Source organism: Flavobacterium sp. SM2513, assembly GCF_050908145.1.
Lineage (GTDB): Bacteria > Bacteroidota > Bacteroidia > Flavobacteriales > Flavobacteriaceae > Flavobacterium.
In genome coordinates this window covers 2,769,404-2,794,776 of sequence record NZ_CP194228.1, presented here as the reverse complement: position 1 = coordinate 2,794,776, position 25,373 = coordinate 2,769,404, and the positions used below count along the sequence as shown (strand labels likewise).

Annotated in this window: 29 protein-coding genes and 2 pseudogenes; 11 read left to right on the top strand and 20 right to left on the bottom strand. The window is 33.1% G+C overall.

Features of this window, described 5'->3' with window-relative positions:
* Window positions 1-110 precede the first annotated feature (110 nt).
* A complete protein-coding gene (locus ACQ5J2_RS11845; protein ID WP_432670680.1) occupies window positions 111-548 on the top strand; it encodes a hypothetical protein in 438 nt (145 codons plus the stop codon).
* Between the two features lie 119 nt (window positions 549-667).
* Here ACQ5J2_RS11845 and ACQ5J2_RS11840 read toward each other — a convergent pair whose 3' ends face one another.
* The 4 genes from ACQ5J2_RS11840 to ACQ5J2_RS11825 form a co-directional block, all read right to left on the bottom strand.
* On the bottom strand, window positions 668-1,492 hold the full coding sequence (locus ACQ5J2_RS11840; RefSeq protein ID WP_432670679.1) for an alpha/beta hydrolase: 825 nt from the start codon (window positions 1,490-1,492) through the stop codon (window positions 668-670).
* Window positions 1,493-1,588: 96 nt separating this feature from the next.
* The gene (locus ACQ5J2_RS11835; RefSeq protein WP_432670678.1) at window positions 1,589-2,266 is read right to left on the bottom strand and encodes a response regulator; all 678 of its coding nucleotides are present in this window, start codon (window positions 2,264-2,266) and stop codon (window positions 1,589-1,591) included.
* Entirely contained in the window at window positions 2,267-3,070 is an 804-nt protein-coding gene (locus ACQ5J2_RS11830; RefSeq protein ID WP_432670677.1) for a sensor histidine kinase, read from the bottom strand.
* 685 nt (window positions 3,071-3,755) lie between these two features.
* Window positions 3,756-4,112: a hypothetical protein gene (locus tag ACQ5J2_RS11825; RefSeq protein ID WP_432670676.1), complete on the bottom strand. Its 357-nt coding sequence runs from the start codon at window positions 4,110-4,112 to the stop codon at window positions 3,756-3,758.
* 218 nt (window positions 4,113-4,330) lie between these two features.
* Between ACQ5J2_RS11825 and ACQ5J2_RS11820 the strand changes: the two genes are divergently transcribed.
* The 3 genes from ACQ5J2_RS11820 to ACQ5J2_RS11810 are packed head-to-tail and all read left to right on the top strand — an operon-like array spanning window position 4,331 to window position 5,684.
* Window positions 4,331-4,768: a hypothetical protein gene (locus ACQ5J2_RS11820; protein ID WP_432670675.1), complete on the top strand. Its 438-nt coding sequence runs from the start codon at window positions 4,331-4,333 to the stop codon at window positions 4,766-4,768.
* A 30-nt stretch (window positions 4,769-4,798) separates the two neighbouring features.
* Window positions 4,799-5,056: a hypothetical protein gene (locus tag ACQ5J2_RS11815; RefSeq protein ID WP_432670674.1), complete on the top strand. Its 258-nt coding sequence runs from the start codon at window positions 4,799-4,801 to the stop codon at window positions 5,054-5,056.
* Entirely contained in the window at window positions 5,049-5,684 is a 636-nt protein-coding gene (locus ACQ5J2_RS11810; protein WP_432670673.1) for an SLATT domain-containing protein, read from the top strand. Before ACQ5J2_RS11815 ends, ACQ5J2_RS11810 begins: the two co-directional genes overlap by 8 nt.
* 91 nt (window positions 5,685-5,775) lie before the next feature.
* Here the strand turns inward: ACQ5J2_RS11810 and ACQ5J2_RS11805 are convergent, their stop codons facing one another.
* The 4 genes and pseudogenes from ACQ5J2_RS11805 to ACQ5J2_RS11790 form a co-directional block, all read right to left on the bottom strand.
* Window positions 5,776-5,877 carry a hypothetical protein gene (locus tag ACQ5J2_RS11805; RefSeq protein ID WP_432670672.1) on the bottom strand — a complete coding sequence of 34 codons (102 nt, stop codon included), beginning with the start codon at window positions 5,875-5,877 and terminating at the stop codon, window positions 5,776-5,778.
* A gap of 398 nt (window positions 5,878-6,275) precedes the next feature.
* Window positions 6,276-6,572, bottom strand: a complete 297-nt coding sequence (locus tag ACQ5J2_RS11800; protein WP_432673307.1) for a T9SS type A sorting domain-containing protein — start codon at window positions 6,570-6,572, stop codon at window positions 6,276-6,278.
* A gap of 15 nt (window positions 6,573-6,587) precedes the next feature.
* Window positions 6,588-7,019 (bottom strand): annotated as a pseudogene (locus tag ACQ5J2_RS11795) (endonuclease); the annotation flags it as partial.
* Between the two features lie 36 nt (window positions 7,020-7,055).
* Window positions 7,056-7,337 (bottom strand): hypothetical protein, encoded by a 282-nt coding sequence (locus ACQ5J2_RS11790; RefSeq protein ID WP_432670671.1) that lies wholly within the window; start codon window positions 7,335-7,337, stop codon window positions 7,056-7,058.
* Between the two features lie 323 nt (window positions 7,338-7,660).
* Here ACQ5J2_RS11790 and ACQ5J2_RS11785 point away from each other — a divergent pair, with 323 nt between their 5' ends.
* The 3 genes from ACQ5J2_RS11785 to ACQ5J2_RS11775 are packed head-to-tail and all read left to right on the top strand — an operon-like array spanning window position 7,661 to window position 9,335.
* Window positions 7,661-8,074 (top strand): DUF4372 domain-containing protein, encoded by a 414-nt coding sequence (locus ACQ5J2_RS11785; protein ID WP_432673306.1) that lies wholly within the window; start codon window positions 7,661-7,663, stop codon window positions 8,072-8,074.
* 53 nt (window positions 8,075-8,127) lie between these two features.
* Entirely contained in the window at window positions 8,128-8,439 is a 312-nt protein-coding gene (locus ACQ5J2_RS11780; protein WP_432670670.1) for a transposase, read from the top strand.
* Window positions 8,439-9,335, top strand: coding sequence for an IS3 family transposase (locus ACQ5J2_RS11775; protein WP_432670669.1), 897 nt, complete (start codon window positions 8,439-8,441; stop codon window positions 9,333-9,335). Before ACQ5J2_RS11780 ends, ACQ5J2_RS11775 begins: the two co-directional genes overlap by 1 nt.
* A gap of 380 nt (window positions 9,336-9,715) precedes the next feature.
* On the opposite strand, the gene istB is transcribed toward ACQ5J2_RS11775, so the two are convergent.
* On the bottom strand, window positions 9,716-10,450 hold the full coding sequence (gene istB, locus ACQ5J2_RS11770; RefSeq protein ID WP_432670668.1) for an IS21-like element helper ATPase IstB: 735 nt from the start codon (window positions 10,448-10,450) through the stop codon (window positions 9,716-9,718).
* A gap of 21 nt (window positions 10,451-10,471) precedes the next feature.
* Window positions 10,472-12,031, bottom strand: coding sequence for an IS21 family transposase (gene istA, locus ACQ5J2_RS11765; protein ID WP_432670667.1), 1,560 nt, complete (start codon window positions 12,029-12,031; stop codon window positions 10,472-10,474).
* 434 nt (window positions 12,032-12,465) lie between these two features.
* Here istA and ACQ5J2_RS11760 point away from each other — a divergent pair.
* Window positions 12,466-12,984: pseudogene (locus ACQ5J2_RS11760) on the top strand (DUF6261 family protein).
* A gap of 197 nt (window positions 12,985-13,181) precedes the next feature.
* On the opposite strand, the gene ACQ5J2_RS11755 reads toward ACQ5J2_RS11760, so the two are convergent.
* Window positions 13,182-14,027: a DUF2911 domain-containing protein gene (locus tag ACQ5J2_RS11755; protein ID WP_432670666.1), complete on the bottom strand. Its 846-nt coding sequence runs from the start codon at window positions 14,025-14,027 to the stop codon at window positions 13,182-13,184.
* A 142-nt stretch (window positions 14,028-14,169) separates the two neighbouring features.
* Here ACQ5J2_RS11755 and ACQ5J2_RS11750 point away from each other — a divergent pair, with 142 nt between their 5' ends.
* From ACQ5J2_RS11750 to ACQ5J2_RS11740, 3 genes are read left to right on the top strand one after another with little or no spacing between them, the layout of a single operon-like run.
* On the top strand, window positions 14,170-14,634 hold the full coding sequence (locus ACQ5J2_RS11750; RefSeq protein WP_432670665.1) for an SRPBCC family protein: 465 nt from the start codon (window positions 14,170-14,172) through the stop codon (window positions 14,632-14,634).
* Window positions 14,635-14,641: 7 nt separating this feature from the next.
* Window positions 14,642-15,334, top strand: a complete 693-nt coding sequence (locus ACQ5J2_RS11745) for an SDR family NAD(P)-dependent oxidoreductase (protein ID WP_432670664.1) — start codon at window positions 14,642-14,644, stop codon at window positions 15,332-15,334.
* Between the two features lie 11 nt (window positions 15,335-15,345).
* Window positions 15,346-16,632, top strand: a complete 1,287-nt coding sequence (locus ACQ5J2_RS11740) for a cryptochrome/photolyase family protein (protein WP_432670663.1) — start codon at window positions 15,346-15,348, stop codon at window positions 16,630-16,632.
* Window positions 16,633-16,699: 67 nt separating this feature from the next.
* On the opposite strand, the gene ACQ5J2_RS11735 is transcribed toward ACQ5J2_RS11740, so the two are convergent.
* The 9 genes from ACQ5J2_RS11735 to ACQ5J2_RS11695 all read right to left on the bottom strand — a co-directional run bounded on the left by ACQ5J2_RS11735 (window position 16,700) and on the right by ACQ5J2_RS11695 (window position 25,141).
* Window positions 16,700-17,359 (bottom strand): HAD family hydrolase, encoded by a 660-nt coding sequence (locus ACQ5J2_RS11735; protein ID WP_432670662.1) that lies wholly within the window; start codon window positions 17,357-17,359, stop codon window positions 16,700-16,702.
* 5 nt (window positions 17,360-17,364) lie between these two features.
* Window positions 17,365-18,021, bottom strand: coding sequence for an HAD family hydrolase (locus tag ACQ5J2_RS11730; RefSeq protein ID WP_432670661.1), 657 nt, complete (start codon window positions 18,019-18,021; stop codon window positions 17,365-17,367).
* A gap of 107 nt (window positions 18,022-18,128) precedes the next feature.
* Window positions 18,129-19,253, bottom strand: a complete 1,125-nt coding sequence (locus ACQ5J2_RS11725) for an ABC transporter permease (protein ID WP_432670660.1) — start codon at window positions 19,251-19,253, stop codon at window positions 18,129-18,131.
* 167 nt (window positions 19,254-19,420) lie between these two features.
* A complete protein-coding gene (locus tag ACQ5J2_RS11720) occupies window positions 19,421-20,527 on the bottom strand; it encodes an ABC transporter permease (RefSeq protein ID WP_432670659.1) in 1,107 nt (368 codons plus the stop codon).
* A gap of 132 nt (window positions 20,528-20,659) precedes the next feature.
* Window positions 20,660-21,394: an ABC transporter ATP-binding protein gene (locus ACQ5J2_RS11715; protein ID WP_432670658.1), complete on the bottom strand. Its 735-nt coding sequence runs from the start codon at window positions 21,392-21,394 to the stop codon at window positions 20,660-20,662.
* 58 nt (window positions 21,395-21,452) lie between these two features.
* A complete protein-coding gene (locus ACQ5J2_RS11710; protein WP_432670657.1) occupies window positions 21,453-22,349 on the bottom strand; it encodes an ABC transporter ATP-binding protein in 897 nt (298 codons plus the stop codon).
* Window positions 22,350-22,411: 62 nt separating this feature from the next.
* Complete coding sequence (locus ACQ5J2_RS11705; RefSeq protein WP_432670656.1) at window positions 22,412-23,284, bottom strand: HlyD family secretion protein; 873 nt, start codon at window positions 23,282-23,284, stop codon at window positions 22,412-22,414.
* A gap of 1 nt (window position 23,285) precedes the next feature.
* Window positions 23,286-24,536 (bottom strand): TolC family protein, encoded by a 1,251-nt coding sequence (locus ACQ5J2_RS11700; protein WP_432670655.1) that lies wholly within the window; start codon window positions 24,534-24,536, stop codon window positions 23,286-23,288.
* Complete coding sequence (locus ACQ5J2_RS11695) at window positions 24,533-25,141, bottom strand: TetR/AcrR family transcriptional regulator (RefSeq protein WP_432670654.1); 609 nt, start codon at window positions 25,139-25,141, stop codon at window positions 24,533-24,535. The genes ACQ5J2_RS11700 and ACQ5J2_RS11695 overlap by 4 nt, the downstream gene beginning before the upstream one ends.
* Between the last annotated feature and the right edge of the window lie 232 nt (window positions 25,142-25,373).

Sequence of the window (25,373 nt, the reverse complement as noted above, 5' to 3'; positions counted from 1 at the left end):
AAATCTAAAAAGCCATTCAACAAACTTTTTACATTATTTAATCACACTAAATTTAGGATTTTATTAAAAATTATAAAGTCCAAATTATACTATATTTGACTAAAAAAACAATGGAACATTATACTTTTCAGAAAGACGTTGCAACCTATTGTGTAACTGCTGATTATTTTCCTGAAGGAATTGCAGAGGCACACCGACAATTACAAGCTTTATTACCTAAAAACGACCGTCGGGATTTCTTTGGAATTTCTTGGCCAGACAAAAACGGAATTATAATTTACAAAGCCGCTGCCGAAATTATGGAAGGTGAAAGTATGCCCGGTTTAGAAACTTTTGTCATCAAAAACGGCCCCTATAACACTCTCTATATTAATGAATATCAAAAACATCCAGACAGCATCAGTCATGCTTTTGAACTTTTGTTAAAAGAACATGAAGTTGATCCTCACGGCTATTGTTTGGAATGGTACATCAACGAACGTGACGTAAAATGCTTAGTACCACTAGGAAAAGAATACCGCGAGTTTACAGGATTGAATAAAGAATAATAAATAACTGCCTTGTCTCGAAAAATAAAATGTATTTCAAAAATTAAAACAATGATATCTTTGAAACCTTATTAATTTTCTTACAAAAATCAAGCAAATTAGTTGCAAAAAAGACGAAACTACTTAGTCACTTTCGAAATAAAATCAACGATTTCGTCAATACGGTCATTCCATGGCCAGAAGTACTGCAAAATCATCGGAATGTGTCTTTTATTTAATATAATGGGATTTACATCTTTTTGGTAGAGTCGTACTTCGTTTAGAAACCGCTCGTTGGCAACTTTTATCGACGGATAGGTTTTCTTTCCTACATATATTAGAAACGGCGGCATTTCCTTATTCAAAAAATTAATTGGCGATGCTTTTTTCCATTCTTCAGGATTATTTGTCCACGTACTCAAGTAATCGTTTTCTGTAGTGGGTGGATAGTTTTCTAAATAGTGGTTCATATCTAAGCCTGCAGCATCATTCAAAATTATTCCTGAAACGCTTCCAGATTTGACACCATATTTAGGATTCATTGTTGCCAATGCGACTAAATGACCGCCTGCTGAATGTCCCGTAACAAATAGTTTCTCAGCGTTTCCACCATAATTTTCAATTGTAGTTCCCACCCATTTTATAGCACTTGCAATTTCTTGTGTCATTTGGTCGTAATTCGCATCGGGACTCAAAGTATAACTTGGAATCACGGTAATCACATTTTTCTTTGCGAAGTTCCGACCAAAAAAGCCATAGATATTTTTGTTTCCAGAATTCCAATTGCCTCCGTGAACAAATAGTAAGACAGGCATCTTTTCAACTTTCGCTTTTCGAGGTACAAATACATTGAGTTGTAATGGTTTTCCTTGAACGGAGTTTTCGTATGTAATGTTTTTAAATTTTTTAGTACTGCAGCTGGATAAAATCAAGAGGAAACATATTAAAGGGAGGAAATAACGCATGTTTTTTTTATTAATATACGATAAATGTAGCGATATGGGTTGCAATTAATTCAGCAGACGAACTATTTGTCTTTAAAAATGGAGCATTAAATCAGTTTAAGGCATTTTAAATATGGAAACGATTTTATTTTGAATCGCATAAACTACCAATCCGGCAACATTTTTTGATTCTGTTTTTAAAAGTAAATTATTTCTGTGAAATTCGACGGTTCTATTACTAATGAATAAAGCTTCTGCTATTTCATTCGTATTCCTTTGTAAACATATTAGTTCTAATATTTCCTTTTCGCGAAGAGTTAAACTATCTTCTTCAAAACTAATTTTTGTTTTCTTAGTCCCAAAATTTTTAACATCCTTAATGATGCTCATGATTAACTCATTATAGTAAAACCCTTTCGAAGCTACTTCTCTAATTGTATTAACCATTTCCATAGGAGATGCATTTTTAATTAAATAAGACGAAGCACCCTCATGAATCATATTCAAGATAAAGGGCTTGGTATCATAGCTCGTCAATGCAATTATTTTAACAGAGGGAAATAATTTATGAATTTTTTTTGTTGCTTCTACCCCATTTAATAAAGGCATTTTTAAATCCATAAGAATTACATCTGGAAGATTATTTTCATTTGCAATTAGATGATTGACTAATTCTTCGCCGTTTGAAGCTTCAAAAATGATTTCGATATCTTTTTCCCGTTCCAACATAAAAACAACTCCTTTCCTAAAGAGAAGTTCATCATCAGCTACTGCTATTTTTATACTTCGGCTCATCTATTTAAAGTTTAAAACAACATGAATTCCTTTTCCAATTGAACTGCTAATTTTCAATGTTCCATTTACAAAATTGACCCTGCTTTCAATGTTTTTCAAGCCTAATCCTTTTCTTGTTTTTAATTCCTCAGTATCAAACCCAATTCCGTTATCAATATATACACATTTTTTTTCCTCTTCTATAGTTGCAAAAGTAATTTGAATTTGGGTCGCTTTACCGTGTCTGATTGAATTGTTAATCAACTCTTGTAAAATTCTGTAAATATGTAGGTGTTTTTCAACTTCAATGCTATCAAAAAAAGATTGATTTGCAGGATTTTTATATAAAATGGCAATTGTATCTCCATTAGTAAAAGCACTACAAAGCTCTTCAATAGCAGCATGAAGCCCAAATTCTTCGAGAATCGGCGGTAATAAATCATGTGCAATTCGTCTGGTGCTGTCTAAAACTTTTGCCGTAACATCTATGATATTTGTAGTGATTTCTTTGGTCTCCTCATCGGATAAATTATTGGAAGTCAGTAAATGACTGTTCAACGATATTATACTTAATTTTGAACTAATGTCATCATGAAGGTCTCTTGCAATTCGTTTTCGCTCGTTTTCTTGTACCAGGATAGTGGCATTGAGCATTGATTTTTGATAGGTAATTTCTAAATCTTTCTTTTCAATTTCTTTTTGAATTATTTTCTTTCTTGAATAATAGACAAAGATTAAAACCGCAACTGTCATTAACAAAAAAGCAATGGCAGTATATATAACGGTATAAACTATTTCAATATCTGTGGTTGTTTCAGCCCTCATATTTTAATTTTTTTCTTTGAATATATCTGTTTGAATTCTATTAAAAAGCATACTTGACAAATAATATACAGGACACTGTTTATTAACCATGTCAAATTTCCAGAAATTTTGTACAATGAATTCATTAGATTTCCTGTAATGAACAGAAATGTACCACCTAATAAATAAATAAAAACACCTATACTGATATAATAATAGTTCTTTTTTCCACCCAACATATTATAAAAATGAAACATTGAAAAGATAATGATGGAGAACGATGTGATAAAAATTTCAAATAAATTGAATTTAAAATACAATTCAGGATTAAAATAATATTGTATTCCTAGAGCCGTTAAACATATAGGAATGACAAGTTTTACTACTTTCTTTTGAAAATCTATCGTCAGAATTTGTAAATAAAAGTAACTTAATAGTAGAAACTGAAAAATAAAATAATAATGAGACAGAAAAATATTATTAATACTTAATATTTGATATACAGCGGAAATTGCTTGAATAATTACCATAACTACTAGGTAAATACTAAAGATTTTAAACGCCTTTTCCTTTTTAGAGAAAATCATTAGAAAAAGGAAAAAATTTAGTGCTAAAATAAACATCCCTAAATAAGCAAAAATTTTAAGTATCAAAATTAGAAGTGTTTAATTAATTTCTGTCTCAATTTACATTTTATAATTATAAACTATGCTCTATATAAAGGGCTTTTTACATCGCAAGTACTCGGACAAGGCAAGGTAAAATCATATATATTCCAACCGTTTTTCACATTTACAAGTTCATCATTGTCTATCATGTCATTTCCATTTTTATCAACTCCAACTATCAGTAAGTGTGGGATGTGATTTTTATCAACCCCAATATAAGCCCTAACATCTTGCACTCCTTGTTCAGCAAGAACCTCTGTTACATCTATACCAGGAATTAAAAACGCTTTTATTGTAATTGCTGTCAAATCTTTTAGACTTCCTTCTTTCCATCTTGCTATCCAATCTTGTGCTTGTTGCAATGAAATGGTTGACTGCTCTTTCGTTAATCCCATAATTTTTTGAATTTTAATTGTTAATGTATTTGACAAATTTAGAATTAAAAACGAATAAATAACTGTGTTCTTGAAAAAACAGGTGTTTTTACGAGTATAGGAGATTTTTATATGATTTAATTTAGCAAAGTGGCTGATAGCATAGAACAAGAGTAATGTAAACCAAATTCCTTTGCCATCAAATCCATTTTAAAATACAATTGTAAAAACAGAAAACGATGAGGATAACAAACGAAATTTATAAAGCAATACCTTCAAAATCAACAACAATTGTACAATTGATTCATTTGTTCATGGACGCCTACCCTACTTATAAGTACCGGTTTACTTCGCAAGAGAACGAAATGCCGTCTAACGATTTTACATTAGTACTAGAAATTAAGGGAACTGTAATCGCTTTTGAAAATCATTCGTATTCTCGAAAAGAATCTGAAATTAGAATCCAGTCCTTATTAAACCAGCACAATCCTCATTTGCTTATTTGTGCTTGTGAAGCAGCAGGTGAAAGCGTTGACGCAATAATTCACATAACGGCATCAAAATCCTATGAAATCCTTAAAATGCCTGTTTATTATTCGAAAAATTCTAATCCGTTTTTGCATCGTTCAAAGGCAGAACAGCTAAAAGAGGTAATAACAAAAATGCAGTTGATTTAATAGTAAAGTGTATCACATAAGTTTGAAACTATGAAAGAAATGGAAAATGCAGCAAACACAAACTACAGCAGTCAGATGGATTCTTTCGATGAAAGTAAAAAGAATACCACAAACGTTAAAAACTTCAAGCAGGAATTAATTAAACTTTTACTGCTTGAGGTAAAAAGATCCACAGCCAATTTAGTGCAGTTTAATAATCTATTTTTTTTAGACGGATTGGAAAAAGATTCGCAAACGTACAATGAATATTTAATCTGTGATTCCTTAAATGTCAAAACCAATGAGTGAAAATATACAAAATGATGATCTTTATCAAGCGTTTCTAGACGAATTGAATTATAAGATTTGGTCCACAAAAGAGAGTCGATTTAATGCCAATAAACGACTACTCAAACTATCGAAAACAGCAAGTCGGTGTCGGCAAATTCTGTCCGCTTATTCCCTTGCCATTGTTTCATTATGTGTTTACAATTTATTTAATGGAAATTTCTTTAATGTAAACTTTATAAGCAGTGCGATTACTTTTTTATTAATACTGTTGTTGGTTTTAGGACAAATAGAAACTACAAAGGATTATCATGTTAAAGCCGAGGAATTTCACACCTGCGGATTAGAATTGTCAAGCCTTTATAATGCATTACTCATATTTAAAACACTTATTGAAAAGCAACCGCTTGAAAATAAGAAACAATTTACACACAAATTATCGGAAAGTTATCAGAGAATCGTGGCAATGCACGACAATCACGCGCCAATTGATACAGAAATTTTTAAATCAAAAGCATCCAAATACCACAATTTAAATTGGCTGGATGTGCAACTCATAAAGATAAAGTATTATATAAATACGACGTTTCTCTTTCACCTACTAATTGTTTTTCCTCCTATTCTACTCTTTATACTTATGAAACAATAAGTTATAAAACGGCAGAAATTATCAAAACTGACAACGCATAATTTTATAAATTCTCAATCTAAATCCCTAATTTGCGGTTCCTAAAATGGAACTAAAAAATGAAGGTCTGTATTGCTGAAAAACCAAGTATTCCTTGGACAACTTCACGCAAAGAATTGCATTTTTCTAAACAGCAAAAAACCATACTAAACAAATGGTCTTGAGATTTGAAACGATTTACATATCTATCAGAATCAGTTTTTTTTAATAGACTTCTGGATTATTGAATCATCTATTGAAGAAATCAACTGTCCGAAAACAAATTTAGTAGAAAAATACCTATTTTTATCCATCGTTATTTGATTTTTGCAACTCTAAATTACGATTATTTTTAAGAAGTCAGTAATTTGGCTTCTTTTCTATCGGACAATAGTGATTTTTATTATATAAATTCTTAATTTTATGTTCACAATTGGTTTTTCGATACCATTCTTAGAATGATAATAATCCGTTCCATTATTGTCAGTTTCTAACCTGAAATTAGGACGTAATAAAAAAAGTAGCAAAAAAACTACCGCTTATTATTTACTGATTTTAATTTTAATACAATAATTATTGTTTGATAATTTTGAATGTCTGGCTGAAATTATTTCTTGAAATAGAAATAAAATAGAGTCCCTTTGATTGTCTAGAAATATCAATTGAACTATTAGTGTTGCTAGACTTTACTAATTGTCCAAGAGAATTATAAACAGCAATTTCGTGATTTGACAACGTGTTGGTTGTTGTATAAATTAAGCCACTCGTCTTTGTTGGATAAAGCGAAAATTTATTTGGAACGTATTCTTGCGAATTTAAAGAGTTCCATGTGTCAGTTGTTGCTGGACCATTCCAAAGTAGCGTTGCCAAATACGGATTGTCTATAAATGGATTTCGATTTCCCTGATTAACTGCGATGATATCATTTCTACCAATTTCAAAGTCGGATGGAGGATCTTGTGCATGGCATTCCAAAAGAATATCTGGCATATCGTTAAATTCTGCGAAAGTTGAACCTCCTGTGGCAACATCATTTGCAATGCTTTGAGTTGGATAACGAAGGTACATATACATAACTATTCTTGAAACATCACCAATCCATTCGTCTCCCGGATACCAAGAATTTGAATCAATTGAATGAGATGCAGTGCTTGATGTAGCAACACCAAAAAGCTTGTTACTTCTCGAACTATTTCTTTGTGAATCAATCGCTCTCAAATTATGTGCATCTGCACCAGCATCTTCGGTACCTAAATTTGGATTTCCTAATGATTTCGGAAATGTATGTTCTCTGACCCATTTTCCGATGCAACTACTTGTATGACAAGATTCATTTACACCTCGAGTCCGATTTTATGAAACAGTAGTCGGTTCATTTTCCCAGCCGTAAAGCATCAATACATTATTAGGATTTGTAGGGTCTAAATCACTTTCTTTAAGAACGGTCCACGTGTCTAAGTAGCCGGAACTTCCTGAGGTATAAACTAATTCTGTTATGTGAGTAAATGTGATAAGGTCGGTTAATTGTGATTTTATACTTAAATTATCTTCAGTAAAGTCGATTTCGCTATAATATTGTGGAATTTGTCCAAAACTCGCTATAGATAGTAGTAGAAAAAATAATTTTAATTTCATTATAATAAATTTGAATTTTAGCAATATTAGGTTAATTTCTTAGAATTTTAGTTCTATAATTATTTTAAAATTAATCAGATTATTTTCTGTTTCATATAATTTTTCTAACAATTTCAATTTACTATAGTTTATCTTCTGACTATTTGTAAAGACAACTTGTTTTAAATATCAAGTATTTCCTGTTTTTTTGAAAATTGAATTGCCTTAGTGTTGTTGAAATTCGAAGTAATAAGTATTTTGCACTTACAAGTTGAACAGAGCATTCAAAAAGAGCATAAAAAGAAATATGTAAAACCATTATTGTCCGATAGAAAAGAAGCCAAATTAATGGCTTCTTAAAAATAATCGTAATTTCGAGTTGCAAAATTCAAAAAACGATAGGTAAAAATAGGTTTTTTTCTACTAAATCTGTTTTCGGACAGTTGATTTCATCAATAGATGATTCAATAATCCAGAAGTCTATTAAAAAAACTGATTCTGATAGATATGTAAATCGTTTCAAATCTCAAGACCATTTGTTTAGTATGGTTTTTGGCTGTTTAGAAAAATGCAATTCTTTGCGTGAAGTTGCCCGAGGAATGATTGATTTATCGGGCAAAGAAGAAACTGTTAGAATCAATCATCTTCCTAAAAAGAGCACTTTAGCAGATGCAAATAAGGGCAGAAAAGTTGAATTTTTTGAAGAGCTTTACAATAATTTGTTAAAGAAATACAGCTTCGTCTTGTCGGTAGTTTAGCCCCTTAATAGTTCGGAGTGTTATTTTAAATTTCAAAATTATATATTTGAGATATGAAATACAAGAAATGGACTTTAGCTCAGAAGCTAGAAATACTAGCTGCTTCAGAGGATACTGGCATTGTAGAAGCATGCCGTAAGTTTGGCGTGAGTACCGCAAGTTTATATAACTGGAAGAAAAAGTACGAACACAAAGGCGAGGCTGGCTTAAAAGTCACCTACGACACTAAGAGCAAAGAGCTTAAAGAAGCAGAAGAAGAAAATCGGATTTTACGCAAGTTATTGAGCAATAAAGAAATAGAATTAGAGGTGCAAAGGGAACTTTTAAAAAAAAAGTTTGGGACATCCGATCCAAGAAAGATTTAGTGAACTCTATTTATCAAAAGCATAAATGTAGTAAGGCTAAGATAATAGAGATGGTTGGTATAATTAGCAGTAGTTATTATAGAAAACCAAATTTTGGTAAAAAAGGCAATCATCCTACGGAAGTAACGTTCCATCAAAACAGTGGTTTTGTTAGTCAATCAGATGTTGTTAAGTCTATTAAAGATATTTTAAAACATGAATTTATAGACTGTGGTTATCGGTTGATGACCAAATATCTAAATAGAGATGGCTACCTAATAAATCATAAAAAACTGTACCGAATTATGAAGGAGGAAGGTCTTTTAAAGCTTGAGAATAGAATTAATAGAAGTGGTGCTGGACGCAAGTTTGTGAAATTTAGGAAGGTTTATACTTCCAGACCCTTCCAATGCTTAGAAATGGATATTAAAATGGTGTGGGTGCCAAATGTGGGTAAAAATGCTTATTTGTTATCTGTAATTGATGTTCATACACGACGAATTTTAAAGGATTATTTTTCTTTCAATATAAAGCAAAAACACGTTATAGAACTACTATCTCTACTTTTTGACGAATATAACTACCCTGAAAGCGTAGTTATTAGGAGTGATAATGGAAGTCAATTTATAGCTAAAAGTGTCCGTGAGTATTTAGGATTAATAGGAGTTCAACAAGAATTTACACATGTCGCAACACCAGAAGAAAATGCTCATATAGAAGCTTATCATGGAATCTTGAAGAAGGAAGTATTTTCACGGTTCGACTATCGAAATTTTGGAGAGATTCAGCAGATATTGAAACGATTTGTATCTTTTTATAACAATGAAAGACTTCATGGTCTCCTAGGAAGAATTACTCCTATGGAGAAATGGAACTCGGATAAACATCTAATAGTAATGAAAAAATTAACCGCTTAATTAAAAACCGAAATTTAGAATAGTACTCTTGCTTTATAGGGGTCAAAACAGTCGGACAGTCGAATTCAAGTAGCTCTACGGAAAAATGTTAAAATAGTGGATAAGTATTACTATAAATCTGTTCAAAGATATTTTAAAATGCGTTGGAAGGAAGTCTCTTGATGGAAAAAGCAAAGGAGGGATAAAGTCTCACAGTGTGATAAATGCGGATGAAAAAGTGCTCAATTTAGTTTGGTTTACATCTACAGCTACACACGATCACCAATTTTTAGAAAGGCTAAAGTGTGATGACTATTCCGATGAAAGTGAACACCCAATTCCGACCAAAGTGAACAGTGGTTTTAATGATGATTTCTTGGGTTAAAATTAGACAAAATTATTTATTCCTTTTTCATTTTTTTTCTCATGGATTCGCCCTGCAGTTCAAAGCGGATTGCTGAGTGAATAATCCGATCTAAAATTGCATCGGCAATTGTCTTTTCTTCAATAAGATCATACCAGTTTTTTACTGGTAGCTGTGAGCAAAAGATGGTTGCCCTTTTTTGATTTCTGTCTTCTATCAAATCCATTAGTATCATCTGCTTTTCATTATTTATGGCTTGTAGTCCAAAGTCGTCGATAATTAATAAATCATGACTTTCTATTTTGTTGAGTTCCTTGATGTAGGAACCATCTGCTTTTGCCATCATTAATTTCTGGAAGAGTTTACCCAAATTATAGTATACGACTTTATATCCTTTGATGCAACTTTGATGTCCCAAGGCTGTGGCTAGGAAGCTCTTTCCGGTTCCGGTGCAGCCTGTAATGAGTATGTTTTCATTTCTGTCAATAAAGGAACAGTCTGATAAACGGCTTAGAAGATTTCGATCAATATTGCGATCACCGGTATAGCTTATCTCCTCTAATGATGCCTGATAATGGAACTTTGCATTTTTGAGTAATCGCTCGGTTCGGCTGTTATTACGCCCGTTGTCTTCAGATTCGATGAGCCAGGCAATGAACTCATCGTTGGTAAAAGTGTCCTGATTTCTGGTTTCGAATGAAGATTCATACGCTCTTTTCATTCCGTTTAAACGCATTTTCTGCATCTTTTCAATAGTGGCATTTGTATTCATAATTTTATTTTATTTAAAATGTTAAGCATAATATTTTGACCCTCTGATATTGTCATGGTTAGAAATTGATATATTGAATGAATCGGCATGTTCCTCTTCTTTATCAAGTCCTCTCTCTAAAATATTTTTGATAGAATTGTAGCTGATAGCATCATAGTTCAGTGCCCGTTTACAGGCGTTGTCCAAACGCTGCTTTCCTATCTTGGACTCCATGCTCAATATTCCCATACAACTCTTGTAGCTCTGTTCAGGATACTGCTTTTTATCCAATATTTTCTCGATATACTCCTTTGTATGACTGCCTATTTTTTGTGCCCATGCAATAAAATATTCCGAACTCCAATCGCTATTATAGGTGTGATTGACGGGCATGTGTTCCTTTAGGGTTACATAATGATAAGCCTTGCGGCTGCGTGGATGAAGTGCAATTCGGGCTTGGTTGTGGTAGATTTCCACCACGCTTTGGGTAAGAACCATTTTCACTTTCTTTCCGATATAGGCGTTGGGTACGCTGTAATAGTTTTTGTCCGCAGAATAATAGGCATGACAGTTCTTTTGTACGGTGGCGATTTTGTAGTCTCTAAGCTCATATTTCTCTATAGGCAATGACTTTAAAGCATCCTTTTCAATTTCTAAAAATAGAGCTGTACGACTACTATGTTTCTTTTGAAAAGGGGTTTGGTTGTAAATCAAAAGAAGCTTCTTTATAGCCAAATTCAATTCAGCAATGCTATAAAATTCTTTATCTCTTAAGGCAGCATATATGCGGGTATAAGTGATATTCACGGCACCTTCAACTAAAGATTTATCCTTGGGTTTCAAGGCTCTTGCAGGCATAATTGAAGTGTCGTAATGCGAAGCAAAGCAGGCAAATTGTTCGTTTACATGCGGCTCGTATCTATTGGATTTGGTTACTGCTGATTTTAAATTGTCAGGAATAATGCAAGCTGGGACCCCTCCTAGATAATGCAAACAGTTTTGAACACTACCTATAAAATCGGGAATCTGCTGCGAAAAAGAGGCTTCTACATAAGTGTATTGGCTTGCACCAAGGGTGGCAACAAAGACTTCCACTGGCTTTAGTTCACCGGTTTCCTTGTCGATGATGTGGAGTTTTTTGCCCGCATAATCTATGAAGAGTTTTTCTCCAGCTTTGTGGGTAGTGGGCATGTACCCTTCTGATTTTCGGTTCCATTTGTTATAATGGTCGCAGAACTGACTGTACATAACCCCCTGCGGATGCTTTGTCTTGTACTCAGTCCAGAGAATCTGACGGGTGACACCCACACGCTTTAATTCCTTTTCGATATAAGGAAAAATGGAATGTAAATCTTTGTGAATCTGCTCTCTATTAAGTAAATCTAACTCATTGGGAACTTCGAAGAGCTCAGATAATTCATCTCCTTTGAGTTCAAGGAGTTCCTTGAAGCAAATTCCAGACTTCTCTATCAAACAAAGATATTTGATGATTGTTGTCCTTGATTTTCCAAGGCTTTTGGATATTTGATTGTTCGAAAGACCATTGTCCTTCAGCCTGATGATTTCTCGTATCATAATTGATCCTATTGATTTATTAGCCATACCCATGTGATTAGATCACAAAGTAGGATAAAAAATCATCATCAAAACTGTTCACTTTGAACCGGAATCAGGGTGTACAGTTTGCTCCGGAATACCTGCTCAGTTTAAACCGGAATCGGGTGTACAGTTTGCTCCGGAATATCCAGTGTGATGCACATACAGTTTATATATTCGATAAGGGATATAATGCCTATAAGGCTTTTGAGCATTTTACAGAGCAAGAAACTGGTTTTGTAACTCATATACATGTGACAATACAACCTATTTGTTTTTTGACTAATTTTATATGGGTTAAATCTTTAACTTGCCTTTTGTGAACCAAATCACTCTATAATAATGGTACAGTCGATAAATTTTATAGTCTACGAGGTGCAGAATATTTGCAAATGCTCTCTGCTACGATTACTTTGGTAGAAATTGATAGTTAAATTGTTGTGAAGGTGCAGCCTCGCTTAGTACAGTTGAAGGAAGCTTTTACCCAATCAAGCGAACTGTTTAAAATACCACGAAAAAGTCAGATTTCTAAAGAACTTTTGGCAATTGATACGCGACGAAACAACGCCATCATTGGTATTGCCGGAGTAGTTCGCAGTTACCGCAAGCATTTTATCGAAGATTATCGTGAGGTTGCGAAGCTTTTGCACAAAAATCTCTCGAATTTTGGTAAGAAGATTTATATGAAAAATTATTAAGAGAAGTCAACGCTATTAGCAAGCTTAATAAAAGACTGGGAGGATGAATCTGCGCTATCATACGCGGCAACGTTACTCCACCTCGATGATTGGATTGCCGAATTTAAGCAAAGTAACGTCCTTTTTATCAGCCGGTATATTGCGAGAACGAAGCAATATAGTATCAAGGATACCGCCAGTTTTAGACAAAAACGCGTGAAGGGAATTGAAGCTTTCAAACGATTGCTAACACTATTAAAAGCCTCTGCTCTTGGTTTATAGCATTTACTTCGGCAAATTGACGTCTTGCTAGACCAATACAGCACCTTGCTAAACAGCCGAAAAGGAGGTAAAAAAAAAACGAAACCAGAGTAAGAAAGACCGTCAGAAAATCATCCGGCTCTTGATGAGAATCCCGAGGAATAAACACCAAAAAAAAAGCGGCCATTAAGGCCGCTTTTTACAATTATAACAATAAATTATTTCTTGCTCCATTCAGCAATACTGTCTTTATTCATTTTCACATAATCGTTATTCTTCGCAACTTCAGCAGCAGCTAAAGAAAGCTTAGCTGTTTCGATAGCCCCTTTCTTGTCGCCAAGTTTTGCTTGAATCAATGATTTTTGTCTCAACTGCCAGAACGGTTTTTGAGTATTCATGTCTAACGCTTTGTTTACATACTCTAACGCTTTTTTCATGTCTCCATTAGATTGAAAAAAGAACGTTCCCGCAGCGTAATAATCTCCTGCAGTTGGTCCGCTCAAAGCTTTTTCGATACTTGCCATTGCTGTTTTTTCAGTAGGAACTTCAATTTTAACGGCAACCAATGTTTTTTCCCAAGAAATCTCTAAGTAACCGTAATTGTTATCTAAGTTATTCATTGCAACAGTAAACGATTCCACTTTAGTATTTAACATTTGTGGTTTGGCAGTAGTTTTCAAAGCTACTTTCGCCTCGTCAAAGTTTTCTGGAGTTCCCCAATTGTCAGTATCTGTATAAAACATAACGTCCCAATTATCTGCCTTAGGCGTTGTATAAATAGCATACTTTCCTTTTGGCAAAGTCTTTCCGTCAATAACAACATCGTCAGAAAAAGTAATGATTGTATTGGCGTTAGCACCCGTTCTCCATAATTTTCCAAAAGGTACTAAATCACCAAAAATAGTTCTTCCTTTAGCACTTGGTCTGCTGTAATCAATTGAAACGTCTGTTAAACCAACAGTTTGCGTAATCATCGCCTTAGGGCTTGGCTGTGGGGCTTTTACTTGAGAAAAACCAGTTGTACAAACAACGGCCATTAATAGGGAACAAATAATTTTTTTCATTTCGAAAATTTATATAGTTTAGGTTTCAAAGATAGCATTCTTATGGTAGTATAAAAGTTAAAATTATTATAAAGACAATCTCTTTGTTTAAGTATTAGTCAAAAAGACTAAACATTATCACTACTTTTGTAAAAACAATTTTATGAAAATTTATACGAAAAGCAGCAAACAAAATTTACCTATTTCAGTTGCAACAGCTTGGGAATTTCTTTCTAATCCTGCTAATTTAAAAACGATAACTCCTCCCTACATGGGATTTAAGATTAATTCTGGAGCTGAAAAGGAAATGTATGCTGGTCAAATAATTCAATACATTGTTACTCCCGTTTTGGGAATTAAAGCCAAATGGGTAACTGAAATCACACATGTTATTGACCAAAAGTACTTTGTGGACGAACAACGTTTTGGTCCCTATGCTTTTTGGCACCACAAGCATTTTATCCGAGAAATTGAAGGTGGTGTAGAAATGGAGGACATCATAGATTATAAGGTACCGATGGGAATTTTAGGACAGTTGGTACATCCTATTTTAGTCAAGCCAAAGCTAGACGAGATTTTTGAGTACAGAAGAAAGAAATTAATTGAACTCTTTGGAGAACTAAAATAAAGAACAAATGAAAAACATACTATTAATAGGAGGTTCACACGGAATAGGTTTAGAAATTGCAAAAAGTCTCAGAGAGAATAATAATGTAATTGTTGCCTCACGTACCAGCGAAAACTTGGCAGAATTAAATGTAAAACACTTTACCTTCGACGCCTCCACGGACGTTTTAGATTTAGAAAAACTTCCAGAATCAATCGACGGTTTTATATTTTGTCCGGGAAGCATTAATTTGAAACCATTTAAAAACCTTAAAATAGAGCATTTTCAAGACGATATAGCAATCAATTATTTGAATTTAGTGAAAGTATTTCAGACCATTTTACCCAAATTGCTACAGTCACAACAAGCAAGCGTCGTTTTTTTTAGCAGTGTTGCCGCTACAACTGGAATGCCTTTTCACTCGAGTATTGCAGGAGCTAAGGCTGCCGTTGAGGGTTTTGCTAAAGCAATTGCTGCGGAATTTGCTCCGAAAATCAGAGTCAATACCATTGCTCCATCAATTACCAACACGCCATTAGCAGAAAAATTCTTAAATTCGGATGCTAAAATGGAACGTGCTACCGAAAGACATCCTTTGAAAAAAGTAGGACAACCTCAGGACATTGCCCAAATGGCACAGTTTCTTCTAAGCGATAATTCATCATGGATTACGGGACAAGTTTTTCACGTGGATGGCGGAATGTCAACATTAAACATATAAACTACAAAAGAATGACGATTTTTTGGTTCAGACGCGATTTAAGATTGGAAGATAACCACGGTTTATTTGAAGCATTATCAAATTCTGAAAGTGTGTTGCCTATATTTATTTTTGATAAAACGATTTTGGATGAATTACCGATAAATGATTCTCGGGTAACTTTCATTCACGAAAGTTTAACTGAAATCAATGCTAAATTGCAAAAAATCAATAATTCATTAGCGGTATTTTATGGAGAACCAGAAACTATATTTAAGCAACTTTTTACAGAAAATACAGTAGAAGCGGTTTATACCAATCATGATTATGAACCGTATGCTTTGAAAAGAGACAAACAACTAAATACTTTTTTCAAAAAAGAAAACACCGATTTTAAAACATTTAAAGACCAAGTAATTTTTGAGCGAAATGAAGTCGTCAAAGATGATGGTTTACCTTACGTGGTTTACACACCCTTTTTGAACAAGTGGAAAGAAAAACTGAAAAACAATCCCATTCGCAATTACGATTCAGAAGGTTTACTGCAAATTATCGGTAGTCACTCCTACCCTTTTCTATCTTTAAAAGAAATTGGTTTTGAAGAATCACAGATTAAAGTACAGCCTTATGATATTTCAAAAAAGGTAATCGAAAACTATGATGAAACAAGGAATTTCCCGGCAATAGACCAAACATCCTATGTAAGTGTTCATTTGCGATTTGGAACGATTAGTATTCGAAAATTAGTACAATATGCTGCTAAATTTCAGGAAGAAACGTACTTAAAAGAGCTGATTTGGCGTGAGTTTTTTATGCAAATATTGTGGCACTTTCCACATACTATTCACAACAGCTTCCGACCGAAATATGATGCTATCCAATGGTTAAACGACGAGGAGTTATTCGAAAAATGGTGCCTAGGAAAAACCGGCTATCCCATTGTTGACGCAGGAATGCGGCAGTTGAACAAAACAGGATACATGCACAATCGAGTGAGAATGGTCGTTGCGAGTTTTTTAACTAAACATTTATTGATTGATTGGCGTTGGGGCGAAACATATTTTGCACAAAAACTTTTAGATTACGAACAATCCAGTAACGTAGGAAATTGGCAATGGGCTGCAGGTTCAGGCGTTGATGCAGCTCCTTATTTTCGCATTTTTAATCCCACGGAACAAGTTAAAAAGTTTGACAAAGAGTTGAAATACATCAAGAAATGGGTTCCTGAATTGGAAACCTTAAACTATGCTCAACCCATTGTTGAACATAAAATGGCTCGCGAACGTTGCTTGAAAACTTATAAAGAAGCGGTTGGATAATATTGATTTTCCAGCCACCAGTCACACAAATTTTCACAAATTATTTAGATGATTGTTTCGTATTAATTTAAGAATTTATTTTTCTTATTTTGTCAAAACTCAAGTCCTGATAATCATAAATTATTTCACCAGCAAGTGATTGATTTTGCGAATCGACATCGGCACCTTTGTAGGCAATGCAATAAACTCCAGCTGATTTTGCAGCTTTAATTCCGTTGGTACTGTCTTCGATAATAATACATTCCGATTTATCGTGACCTGATAATTCTACCGCTTTTAAGAAAATCGCAGGATTCGGTTTTGATTCTGGGAAATCAGCACCACTAACTTTGGACGAAAAATATTGATTTAAGTCGAATCGCTCAAAAATTGCATTGATAATTTCCATTTCTGACGAAGAAGCAACGATTAGCTGCATTCCTTTCTCATGTAATTCAATAATTAAATCTTTTACTCCGTTAATTAATTGATGAGCTGTATCAATTCGAAAAGCCTCAATAAACAAACGGTTTTTTTCGGCAATTAGCTCTTCAGCTGAAGTCTCGATATCGAAAATATTCTTCAGTTTCTGGTAAATCATCTTATTCGAACTTCCGGTAAACGTTGCAAACAAATCATCGGAAACATCGATATTTAAATTTTTAAATTGAATTTGACAAACGTGGTGGTGCAATGGCTCGCTGTTTACAAGCACGCCATCCATATCAAAAATTACAGTTTTTATCACAGTATTTATTTTAGATTCTTAATTTGCTCAATTGTCAAGTCATCAAAATGGTTGACAATCACATTCGCTTTAGACAAATCTTGCATTTTTGAATGTTCGCTGTTGTATCCCACACAGAAAATTCCTGCACCAACTGCAGCTTCGATACCATTCCAACTGTCTTCGATTACGATGCATTCGTCTTTTGGAAACTTAGAAAGACTTGCAGCATGTTCAAAAATGGCGGGATGCGGTTTGCTTTTTGGAAAATCTTCGCCACTCACAATGTTGGAGAAATATTGGTGTAAATGAAAACGTTTGAAAACACGCTCAATCGTTACTTTCGAAGCAGATGAAGCTAAAATCAAGTCAAATCCGTTGGAGTGTAAGTTTTTAATAAGATTCTCAACTCCTTCAATCAAAAATAAATCTTCTTTAGTGTCAAAAGCATCGTTGAAAATGGCTCTTTTCCGTTGAATTAAATCCTCTACTTCGAAGTCAATTTCAAAAGTATTTTTTAATTTTTGAAATACATTGCGGGTTGAATTTCCTGTGTAAGTTGCAAACATTTCGTCGGTTACAGGTACATTTAATTCGTCAAAATGTTTGAAATAAGCATAACGATGAACGGGTTCTGTGTCTACAATGACGCCGTCCATGTCAAAAATTACTGAGTTAATCATCTAAAAGTTGTGTTGTTGTTGAAGCTGCAAATTTACGGTTAAATATTGCAACGGACAACTACATTTCGAGATGCAATTTTATGATTTCAACCTGTAAATTACATCTTTTAGTTTGTCTTTTTATAACTCCAAACAGCCAAACCGTTGATTGCAATTGCATATACAAAAATAATAGCTATTTGCATTTTTACATCTGAAAACGAGGAACCTTTAAGCATCACCATTCGAATAACTTCTACAAAATAACGAATGGGATTGAGCAAAGTAACTTTTTGAGCCCAAACTGGCATACTTTCTATAGGTGTGAAAAGTCCGCTCATTAAAATAAAAATTACGGTAAAAAACCAAGCAATAAACATCGCTTGTTGTTGGGTTTCTGTATGGTTGGAAATAAACAATCCAATTCCTAAAATCAAAATTAAATAAATGGATGTAAACCCATAAACCAAAAAGATATTACCCAATATCGGAACATTAAAAATAACTTTTGCGATAATTAGTCCAACTGTCAAAATTACTAATCCCAAAACCCAAAATGGAAATAATTTACCGATTATAAATTGGTGTTTTTTAATAGGTGTCACGTTAATTTGCTCTAAAGTTCCTACCTCCTTTTCTCTTACGATATTCATGGATGATAAAAATAAAGTTAACATCGTAACCAGCAAAACTAATATTCCAGGAACCATGAATGTCTTGTAATTAAGCGTTTTGTTGTACCAAAAGGAAGGAATTGTTTCGATTGAAATGGGTTGTTCGAAATTAGCTTCTTTATATTGCATCAACTGTGTTTGAATATTTTGATTGAAACTTGATATAATTTGCATGATGTACACATTCGTTACTCCAGCTGCAGCTCCATCAATGGCGTTGATATTTAATGATAAGTTGGACTTTTTATCGGTTAAAAGTGTTCGTTCAAAATGAATTGGAATTTCTAAAATTACATCTACAGTTCCTTTTTGCATGGCAATGTCAGCTTGCTTTTTTGAAGTAAATTGTTGCAATACGTTGAAATAATCAGAAGCTTCGAACTTCGATATCAATTCTCGAGATGCAGCAGAATTATCGTTATCGATATAGGAAAACTTAATGTTTTTCACTTCAAAACTTGCTGCATTTGACAAAATGACTAATTGCATTAATGGCAATATAAAAATAATGGGCAACATTCCTTTATTTCGGAAAATTTGCTTGAATTCTTTCTGTATGATGAATAGTATTGTTTTCATTTTTGATTGGTTTTTGCTACTAAGGAACTAATTCACAGAGATGTTAAGATTTCGAACTGTTCATAACTGATAGCCTAGCCCTGATGGAAACGGCATCCTTTTCCAATTGTTTTTTTAAACAATTGGAAAAGATATAGTGTACAGCAGGAAATAGCTCCTAATAAAAATCATTCTAATCTTATTTTATATTTTTTGATACTTATTCCCATAAATACTAACGTCATGAATATAAGAATTAGCGTTTCTTTCCAAATTACGGTTAGAGTTGCACCTTTGAGCATTATTGCTTTTATGATGATAATAAACCATTTAGCTGGAATTATATTACTAATTACTTGCAATGGTAACGGCATGCTCGAAATAGGGAAAATGAATCCTGACAATAAAATAACGGGTAACATTAATCCGAAAAGCGAAATCATCATGGCGGTTTGTTGTGAATCAGAAATCGTTGAGATTAAAATTCCCAAAGCCAAGGCACAAATTATGAACAAAACGCTTTCAAAACCTAGTAAAATTAAGCTTCCTTCTATTGGCATTCCGAAGATAAAAAAACCTAAAAGTAGGATAACCGTTGCATTGATGATGGATAAAAATATGTAAGGAAACACTTTTCCTATTATAACTTGAATGGGTTTTAGCGGCGAAACGAGTAGGATTTCCATCGTTCCTAATTCCTTTTCACGTGTTATCGAAATGGACGTCATCATTGCTGAAACTAGCATTAAAATAACGGTCATAACTCCCGGAACAAAGGTAAAAACACTCTTCATTTCTGGATTGTAATAAAGTTGCGTTTGCGTTTGAATTTGGTATAAAGGCTTGTTGGTTTTGTTTTTTTCTGCGGTATAATTTTGCAGGATTGACGTAATATAATTTGAAATTGTATTTGCTATATTTGGGTCCGTAGCATCAGTAATAACTTGAACTTTGGCTTTTTTTGTATTATGTAATTTTTTAATAAAGTCTTTTTCAAAAACCAAAACTGCTTTTACTTTTCCTTTTTTAAAAATAGACTCAATTTGACTTTCTGATTGTACTTCTTGTTGGATACTGAAGTAGTTGGAAGCACTTATTTTATTAATAATTTGTTGTGTTTCCGTATCTTTTGATTGGTCAAAAACAGCAATATCTACATTATTAATTTCGTTTGTAATAGCAAAACCGAAGAGCATGATTTGGGCAATTGGCATTCCGAAAAGAATGAACATGGAACGTTTGTCACGAAAAATGTGATAGAATTCTTTTTCTACAAAACCGATGAATCTTTTCATTTTATATTTTTTTTTTGCCACGAAGACACAAAGTCACAAAGTTTATTTTGGAATACAGATGAAACGGATTTTAGCAAATTTTCACGAATTTTTTTGTCTTTCAACTTTGTTCTAGTCTCTTTACTCTATTTTCTACTCAATATTCCTAGCCAATTTCAAAAACACGTCATTCATAGAATCCACATTAAAAAGTTCTTTTAGATTGTTTGGAGTGTCTAAAGCTTCAATAACGCCGTCGACCATGATGGAAACGCGGTCACAGTATTCGGCTTCGTCCATATAATGTGTGGTGACGAAAATGGTTGTGCCTTTGTAGGCTTGTGTATAAATCATTTCCCAAAATTGTCTTCTCGTTATAGGGTCAACTCCACCTGTTGGTTCGTCTAAAAAAACGATTTTCGGTTCATGGAGTAACGCAACGGAAAACGATAACTTCTGTTTCCAACCTAATGGCAATGAACTTACTAAATTATCAATGACTTCTTGCATTTCTAATTCTTGGACTAATTTTGCCGTTTTTTCTTTAATCAACTTTCGAGATAAGCCATAAATTCCCCCAAAAAATAAAATGTTTTCCTTAATGGTTAAGTCATCATACAAAGAGAATTTTTGACTCATGTAGCCAATGCTTTTCTTGACCATTTCGGCTTGCGTCAACACGTCAAAACCAGCTACATTTGCTGTTCCAGAAGTTGGATTTGAAATTCCAATCAACATTTTCATCGCCGTTGTTTTTCCAGCTCCATTTGCTCCTAAAAATCCAAATATTTCCCCTTTGTAAACATCAAAAGTGATTCCTCTGACCGCTGTGAAATCGCCAAATTTCTTGGTTAAACTATCGACTTGTATAATTTTTTCTTGTTTCATTTTAATTTTATAACCCATTAAAAAATTAGGGAAAATTAAGTTTTTTAAATTGTGTTAATTACAAATCCATAAAAACGTCTTCGATAGTAGTTTGTGCCAGTTTTATAATGATATCTGAATGATTTTTGCGTTCTAAATACCGTCGTAAATCATCAGGATTAAAATCTGCATTTTTATCTATATAATGGATAAACTCTCCAAAAGCATAAACACTATAATGACTTGCATAGCTCTTTAAATCATAAATCAAACCATGTGTGTTCTTCGATTGAATATCATAAATTTTCTTTTCATACTTTGAAGTAATCGCTTCTGGAGAATCAATTTTTAATATCTTTCCTTTCTGAATTAAAGCAATTCGGTCACATAAGGAAGCTTCGTCCATATAAGGTGTAGAAACTAGAATAGTGATTCCTTTTTGTTGTAAGCGTTTTAGCATTTGCCAAAATTCTTTGCGAGAAACTGGGTCAACACCGGTTGTAGGTTCGTCCAAAAACAGCACTTTTGGGGCATGAATTAATGCACAACACAAAGCTAATTTTTGTTTCATTCCACCAGATAATGCACCCGCTCTACGTTTTTTAAAAGGTTCAATTTGAACGTAAATATCTTCAATCAAATCGTAATTTTCTTCAATCGTAGTGCCGAAAATAGTGGCAAAAAAGCTCAAATTTTCTTCAACTGTTAAATCTTGATACAGCGAAAAACGTCCAGGCATATACCCTACCGAATTTCTTATGGCTTTGTAATCTTTCTTAACATCGAAATCAATTACCGTGGCATTCCCTTCATTTGCTAGCAAAAGTGTCGTCAGGATTCTGAAAATAGTCGTTTTTCCTGCTCCATCGGGACCTATTAAACCAAACAATTCTCCGTTGTTTACTTCAAAAGAAACTTTATCAATTGCTTTAACCGATTTATATGATTTTGATATGTTTTGAACAGAAATACTCATATTTTCAAATTTCTAGGTGAATGCTTATTCAATGGCAATTTTAAACTGTTTTCAAGTTGATTTTATAATTTAACTTCAGCTGGCATGCCAATTTTTAAACTTCCATCGTTCTTTACCAATACTTTCACGGCATAAACCAAGTTGACTCTTTCTTCTTTAGTTTGAATAATTTTTGGCGTAAATTCTGCTGAAGATGAAATCCAAGAAATCGTTCCTTTATAAAGTTTCATTCCGTCATTCTCATCAATTGCTACATTGACTTCTTGACCTATTTTTATCGAAGCCAGTTGTGTTTCACTGAAATAAACCCTTAAAGTCATCTCATCTAAATTGGCAATTTTGTAAAGTGGTTTTCCAAAAGCTGTAATTTCGTTTGGTTCGGCATATTTTGCTAAAACAGTTCCCGCAACTGGATTCGTGATTCTTGACTTTTTCAATTGGTCATCAATCTTTTGAATCTGAATTTCAATAGCTTTCACTTCATTTATGATTGGAGCATTTTGGGTTTCAACACTTTGCAACTGCTGTTTTAAAACATTTATTTTTCCATCAATTTCGTCCACTTGTCTTTTAGTTGCAGCACTTTCGGCAAACATGCTTTTAATTCTTTTTTGCTCAATTTGTGTCGTTTTTAGTTGTTCATTCAATACATTTCGTTGTGATAAAACATTCGCCGACTTTGAGTAAATGGTATTTTTAGAAGCTACTAATTGTTGTTTGTTCAAATATAACTGGGTCGTATCAATTAATCCAACCAATACATTTTCTTGTAAAACAGCACCTTCTTCTAGTTTTAAAAATTCAATTTTACCGTTGGCTTCTGATGAAATTGTTATTTCTGTCGCTTCGAAATTTCCGTAAGCATCCGCGTCGTTATTGTCCTTGTTGCAAGAAATAAAACCTATTGTTATAAGAAATAATATTAATTTTTTCATTTTAAATGCCTTTACTAATTTGATAATTTACTTTTGTTAATTCGAGTTGTGTTTGATGAATTTTTTCACTGGTTTTCGCATCAAACAAATTGGTTAGTTCTATAATAAATTCAGACGTTGTAATTACTCCATTTTTAAGTTGGGATTCAGAAACTTTTAAAATATTTTCACGTAAAGCAATAATTTCAACATCGGTTTGAATAATTTTTTCAATTTTAATAATTTCTGTTTCCAATTCTTTCATTTGCATCTGATTATTCAATTCAAACGTTTCCTTTTCAGTAGCGATTATTTGTTTCGAAATATCTAAAGCTTGTTGTTCTGTTTTGGATTTATTCCAGTCAAATACATTCCAATTCATTTTTAAACCTACGATGTAAAATCCTTCTAAGGAATTATTCAACATGTTCAAGCCCGGATTACCGTAACCAGCTTGACCAAACGCATTTATTTTTGGAAAATTACTTTTAGAAAGCACCATTTTAGATTGGTCGATTTGTTGTTCTTGTAAACTGTAAAGTATTAATTCTGGACGATTTCCGGTTGAATTGACAGTTGTTACAGGCGGTATTAAATCAACTTCATTTGAAATAGTTGAACTTGTTAAGGCTGCTAAATTTTGAATTTCTTTTGTACGTTGAAAATCATTATCAATAATGGATTGTTGAATTTTAAGAATTTCAGCTTCTAAGACTTGTTCAGATGAAGGTAATAAAGCTCCATATTTCACAGCCGCCTTAACTTCATTGACTTTTTCAGAAATTAAATTCTTTTTGGAAATCAGTAATCTTTTTTGTTCCTGTAACAACAAAACGGACATAAAATGATAATTGATTTTTGATTTAAGAGGATATAAATTAACGGCAATTTGTTGTTGCTGCACTTTAGTCTGCATTTGTTTTAGTTGAACATTAGCATCAATTAATCCACCGTTATAAAGCAATTGATTTACATCTAAAGTCGCTCTGTATTGCTCTTTATTTAATGGATTGATAGCGATATTTGGCAAACTAATAGGCAATTCAGTAACAGCCGACTGATAGGTTGCTTGTGCATTTATATCTATTTTTGGCAGTTTGGCTTTTAGCAAAGCATCAGATTCAAAAGTATTTTTCTGATTTAGCAATTGGTTTTGTTTGGCCAAAGGATAATTTTTATCGACTAAATTATAACATTCCTCCAACGTTAACTTTTGTTGTGCTTGACTAATCGTAGCGAAAATCACAAATAGAATTATAATTATTTTTTTCATTTTTTTATACTATTTATCAACATGGACGCGATATGGTTTTTTCGCTCAATCAAAATATGGTTGTACTCTTCTTCATTTAAATTTGTGAAATTTTGAAGTAATGGTGCACCAATAAATGGAAAAATAGCTAATGAAAACATATCGATAATTAATTGCTTCGGGTCAATTTGTTTAATCGTATTATTTTGAATTTCAGTTTTAATTTGATTTAAGAAATGTGTGGGTTTGGGAAATTCAGCTTGACTGAAAAATTGAATAGCAAAATCAGGATTATTATTAAGTTCCTGAATAATGAACGTAGGTAGAAACCTGTTCTCCACTACAAACGAAATGTATTTATCTGCAAAATCTCGAATTTTCTCAAAGAGTGAATCTTCTGAATTTAATACTTGATGAATTTGGGGCGCCAATTGCATAAATGCTTTTTTGAATACGGCTTCAAAAAGTAGTTGTTTACTTCTGAAGTAATAGTGCAACATCGCTTTATTAATTCCTGCTTCATCTGCAATTTCCTGCATTCGAGCACCCGCTAATCCCTTACTATGAAATATTTTAATAGCACTTTCAAAAATTAATTCTTCTGTATTTGTCTCTAGCTTTTTCATTAAACTATTTGGTTTAACCATTTGGTTGACAAATATAATGATTAATTCCGCTTGGAGTGTTGAATTTGAAAATTTAAATAAATAATACTGAAAGAGAGTTGTTTAAATTTACGTTCGCTCTAGAGTAAACAATATAATAGCAATGGTGATAACCAACTAAGCTAAGAAAGTACAGATGTTTGTGTAGATAATTTCAACTTATGTACTATTTCCGCATCTTATAATTTGCATG

Coding starts and splice junctions, on each gene's coding strand:
- ACQ5J2_RS11780 (WP_432670670.1), top strand. CDS start 8,128: ATGAAATACAAGAAATGGACTTTAGCTCAGAAGCTAGAAATACTAGCT.
- istA (WP_432670667.1), bottom strand. CDS start 12,031: ATGGCTAATAAATCAATAGGATCAATTATGATACGAGAAATCATCAGG.
- ACQ5J2_RS11830 (WP_432670677.1), bottom strand. CDS start 3,070: ATGAGGGCTGAAACAACCACAGATATTGAAATAGTTTATACCGTTATA.
- ACQ5J2_RS11845 (WP_432670680.1), top strand. CDS start 111: ATGGAACATTATACTTTTCAGAAAGACGTTGCAACCTATTGTGTAACT.
- ACQ5J2_RS11835 (WP_432670678.1), bottom strand. CDS start 2,266: ATGAGCCGAAGTATAAAAATAGCAGTAGCTGATGATGAACTTCTCTTT.
- ACQ5J2_RS11755 (WP_432670666.1), bottom strand. CDS start 14,027: ATGAAAAAAATTATTTGTTCCCTATTAATGGCCGTTGTTTGTACAACT.
- ACQ5J2_RS11705 (WP_432670656.1), bottom strand. CDS start 23,284: ATGAAAAAATTAATATTATTTCTTATAACAATAGGTTTTATTTCTTGC.
- ACQ5J2_RS11745 (WP_432670664.1), top strand. CDS start 14,642: ATGAAAAACATACTATTAATAGGAGGTTCACACGGAATAGGTTTAGAA.
- ACQ5J2_RS11710 (WP_432670657.1), bottom strand. CDS start 22,349: ATGAGTATTTCTGTTCAAAACATATCAAAATCATATAAATCGGTTAAA.
- ACQ5J2_RS11700 (WP_432670655.1), bottom strand. CDS start 24,536: ATGAAAAAAATAATTATAATTCTATTTGTGATTTTCGCTACGATTAGT.
- ACQ5J2_RS11720 (WP_432670659.1), bottom strand. CDS start 20,527: ATGAAAAGATTCATCGGTTTTGTAGAAAAAGAATTCTATCACATTTTT.
- ACQ5J2_RS11825 (WP_432670676.1), bottom strand. CDS start 4,112: ATGGGATTAACGAAAGAGCAGTCAACCATTTCATTGCAACAAGCACAA.
- ACQ5J2_RS11725 (WP_432670660.1), bottom strand. CDS start 19,253: ATGAAAACAATACTATTCATCATACAGAAAGAATTCAAGCAAATTTTC.
- ACQ5J2_RS11730 (WP_432670661.1), bottom strand. CDS start 18,021: ATGATTAACTCAGTAATTTTTGACATGGACGGCGTCATTGTAGACACA.
- ACQ5J2_RS11695 (WP_432670654.1), bottom strand. CDS start 25,141: ATGAAAAAGCTAGAGACAAATACAGAAGAATTAATTTTTGAAAGTGCT.
- ACQ5J2_RS11715 (WP_432670658.1), bottom strand. CDS start 21,394: ATGAAACAAGAAAAAATTATACAAGTCGATAGTTTAACCAAGAAATTT.
- ACQ5J2_RS11840 (WP_432670679.1), bottom strand. CDS start 1,492: ATGCGTTATTTCCTCCCTTTAATATGTTTCCTCTTGATTTTATCCAGC.
- ACQ5J2_RS11815 (WP_432670674.1), top strand. CDS start 4,799: ATGAAAGAAATGGAAAATGCAGCAAACACAAACTACAGCAGTCAGATG.
- istB (WP_432670668.1), bottom strand. CDS start 10,450: ATGAATACAAATGCCACTATTGAAAAGATGCAGAAAATGCGTTTAAAC.
- ACQ5J2_RS11790 (WP_432670671.1), bottom strand. CDS start 7,337: ATGAAATTAAAATTATTTTTTCTACTACTATCTATAGCGAGTTTTGGA.
- ACQ5J2_RS11820 (WP_432670675.1), top strand. CDS start 4,331: ATGAGGATAACAAACGAAATTTATAAAGCAATACCTTCAAAATCAACA.
- ACQ5J2_RS11810 (WP_432670673.1), top strand. CDS start 5,049: ATGAGTGAAAATATACAAAATGATGATCTTTATCAAGCGTTTCTAGAC.
- ACQ5J2_RS11740 (WP_432670663.1), top strand. CDS start 15,346: ATGACGATTTTTTGGTTCAGACGCGATTTAAGATTGGAAGATAACCAC.
- ACQ5J2_RS11750 (WP_432670665.1), top strand. CDS start 14,170: ATGAAAATTTATACGAAAAGCAGCAAACAAAATTTACCTATTTCAGTT.